Source organism: Methylobacterium sp. B1 (assembly GCF_000333255.1).
GTDB lineage: Bacteria > Pseudomonadota > Alphaproteobacteria > Rhizobiales > Beijerinckiaceae > Methylobacterium > Methylobacterium fujisawaense.
The window spans coordinates 1-3,244 of sequence record NZ_BACT01000240.1; the positions used below are offsets into that span (position 1 = coordinate 1).

The following is a 3,244-nucleotide window of genomic DNA, read 5'->3' on the forward strand; positions in this document are numbered from 1 at the left end:
CGGGCGTCCAGGCTCGGCCGGTCCGGATCGGCGCCGAGATGCAGGCGGTCCACGCGCAGCCGCGGCGAGGGCAGCAGCCGGACCTCGATCCGGCCGTCGGTCCGGACCGGGACGCCGAGGGACCGGGCGAGCGCCCGGTCGACGAGCGCGCGATGGGCCTGCCAGTCGACGAAGGGCGGAACGGCGAGCGCCGCCACGAGAACCAGGATGACGGCGCACGCCAGCGCGGTCAGAAGATCACGCAATGGTCCTGTTCCGCACCATCTCTCCGCGAGGCCGCGCCATCACCGTGCCGCCGTGCCCCGCGTGCCCCCGCGAGTCAGTTGTCACGGCCATAGCACGATAAGCCCCCGGGAGCGCCAGCGGCGATGCCACGGTCCGGAGCGGTGCGCGCGGCTGTCCGCGGCACCCCGGGCGAGGGGTTCCGGACCGGGCGCGGGTCCCCTCTCCCGTGCGGGAGAGGGACAGGGTGAGGGATGCGACTTCTCCGGAAGGACCTGGTCCCTCACCCCAACCCTCTCCCGCACGGGAGAGGGGGCTTGTCGCGCTCCGCCGCCGCTGTCGGCCCCCGATCACACACGTGCCGATGCGCGGCCACCGGGGAGACGGCGGCGCCCCGCAGCCGGCCACGGGCCCCGAAGGCCGCGGATCGTCCCAGCGCGGACAGCCGCGCTTCATGGCTCCGCGCCCCCTCGGCGGCGCGAACGGCCTCGACGCCGTTCGCGATTTGGTCCAGGGATGCGGGATGCAGAACCGCCCGCAAGCGCAGCCCGCCGGGGACGGCGCGCCCGCCACGTCCATCACCGCCCGCGCCATGGGCGCCCTCCGCCGCGACGCCGCCGGCTATCTCGAGGGGCTCAATCCCGAGCAGCGCCGCGCCGTCGAGACCACGGAGGGCCCGATCCTCGTGCTGGCCGGCGCCGGCACCGGCAAGACCCGGGTGCTGACCACCCGCATCGCCCACCTGATCGCCACCGGGCGGGCGCGCCCCTTCGACATCCTGGCGGTGACCTTCACCAACAAGGCCGCCCGGGAGATGAAGCACCGGATCGGCACGCTGATCGGCCCCGCCGGCGAAGGCATGCCCTGGCTCGGCACCTTCCACGCCATCGGCACCAAGATCCTGCGCCGCCATGCCGAGCTGGTCGGGCTCAAATCCGACTTCACCATCCTCGGCACCGACGATCAGCTCCGGCTGATGAAGCAGGTGATCGCCGACCAGAACGTCGACGAGAAGCGCTGGCCGGCCCGGGCCCTGTCCCACGCCATCGACGGCTGGAAGAACCGCGGCCTCGGCCCCGAGCAGGTGCCCCCGGGCGAGGCTGCCTCGTTCGCCTTCGGAAAGGGCGGCGCGCTCTACACCGCCTACCAGGCCCGGCTCGCGACGCTGAACGCCGTCGATTTCGGCGATCTCCTGCTGCTCTGCCTCAAGCTCTGGCGGGAGAACCCCGACGTCCTGGCCAATTATCAGGACCGGTTCCGCTACATCCTGGTGGACGAGTACCAGGACACCAACGTCGCGCAGTACCTGTGGCTGCGCCTGCTGGCGCAACAGCGCAAGAACATCGCCTGCGTGGGCGACGACGACCAGTCGATCTACGGCTGGCGCGGCGCCGAGGTCGACAACATCCTGCGCTTCGAGCACGATTTCCCCGGCGCGGTGGTGGTGCGGCTGGAGCGCAACTACCGCTCCACCGGCCATATCCTCGCCGCCGCCTCGGGGCTGATCGCCAAGAACGAGAGCCGCCTCGGCAAGAACCTGCGCACCGACGACGAGCCGGGCGAGCGCGTCACCGTCACGGGCGCCTGGGATTCCGAGGAGGAGGCGCGGATACTCGCCGAATCGATCGAATCCCTCCAGGTGAAGCAGCATCCCCTGTCGGAGATCGCCGTGCTGGTGCGGATTTCCGCGCAGATGCGCGAGATCGAGGATCGGTTCGTCCAGCTCGGCCTGCCCTATCGGGTCATCGGCGGCCCGCGCTTCTACGAGCGCGCCGAGATCCGCGACGCCCTGGCGTATCTGCGCGCCACCGTGAACGTCAGCGACGACCTCGCCTTCGAGCGGATCGTGAACACGCCCAAGCGCGGCCTGGGCGACGCCACCCTGCAGCAGCTCCACACCTACGGCCGCGCCAACCGGCTGCCCCTTCGGATCGCCGCCGAGCGCCTGTGCGAGACCGACGAGCTGAAGCCCCGGGTCCGCTCGACCCTGCGGGCGCTCACCGAGAGCTTCGCACGGTGGGCGCGACTGGTGGAGGCGCAGCCGCACAGCGAGGTCGCGCAGACGATCCTCGAGGAATCCGGCTACACCGAGATGTGGCAGAAGGACCGCTCGGCCGACGCCGCCGGCCGGCTGGAGAACCTGAAGGAATTCGTCCGCTCCATGGAGGAATTCCCGGACCTCGCGGCCTTCCTGGAGCACGTCTCCCTGGTGATGGAGGCCTCCGAGGCCGAGGGCGCCGAGCGGGTCTCGCTGATGACGCTCCACGCCGCCAAGGGGCTCGAATTCGACACCGTGTTCCTCCCCGGCTGGGAGGACGGCCTGTTCCCGAACCAGCGGGCGCTGGACGAGAGCGGCCGCGCCGGCCTGGAGGAGGAGCGGCGCCTCGCCCATGTGGGCCTGACCCGGGCGCGCAAGCGGGCGAAGCTGTCCTTCGCGGTCAACCGGCGCATCCACGGGCTCTGGTCGTCGACCATCCCGTCGCGGTTCATCGACGAGTTGCCCGAGACCGCCGTCGACGTGGTCGAGGCCCCCGCCCACTTCTCGGCCGGCGCCTCGCGGTTCGACCGCAACCCGGCGCCGTTCGGATCGAGCTACGGCACGCCGGGCTGGCAGCGGGCGCAGGCCAACACCGCGCCGGGTGGCCGGTCCGGGTCCGGCGGCGGCTTCCGGTCGGCGGGCCCGGGCGGCCGCTCCGGCGGCCAGTCCGGCGGACCCCGCCAGATCGAGGGCGAGCTGATCGCCAAGTCGACGGGCGCGCCCTCGGCCTTCCAGGCCGGCCAGCGGGTCTTCCACACCAAGTTCGGCCCCGGAACGGTCGCGGGCGTCGATGGCAACAAGCTCACCGTTGACTTCGACAAGGCCGGCCAGAAAATGGTGCTCGACAGCTTCATCCAGGCCGGGTGAGGCCCGTCCCGCCGACCAAGCCCGGACGTTTCAGGGCGGCAGGGTCGGCCGGCTTCGCCCCTGCGGGCGGGGAGGATCGTGATCGTGCCGGATGCCGCGTCATCGCTCTCCCCCTCC

General features: G+C 72.0%; 2 protein-coding genes. One reads left to right on the forward strand and one right to left on the reverse strand.

Annotation, left to right across the window (positions count from 1 at the left end; genetic code table 11):
• Positions 1 to 245 (reverse strand): hypothetical protein (locus tag I53_RS06750; protein ID WP_043348225.1); only part of this gene is annotated, 245 nt, incomplete at its 3' end.
• A 500-nt stretch (positions 246 to 745) separates the two neighbouring features.
• Between I53_RS06750 and I53_RS06755 the strand changes: the two genes are divergently transcribed.
• Positions 746 to 3,127 (forward strand): UvrD-helicase domain-containing protein, encoded by a 2,382-nt coding sequence (locus I53_RS06755; protein WP_043348228.1) that lies wholly within the window; start codon positions 746 to 748, stop codon positions 3,125 to 3,127.
• The last annotated feature ends 117 nt before the right edge of the window (positions 3,128 to 3,244 follow it).

What these genes read in the sequence shown, in the direction of transcription:
- I53_RS06755 (WP_043348228.1), top strand. Translation starts at nt 746, where the DNA reads ATGCAGAACCGCCCGCAAGCGCAGCCCGCCGGGGACGGCGCGCCCGCC.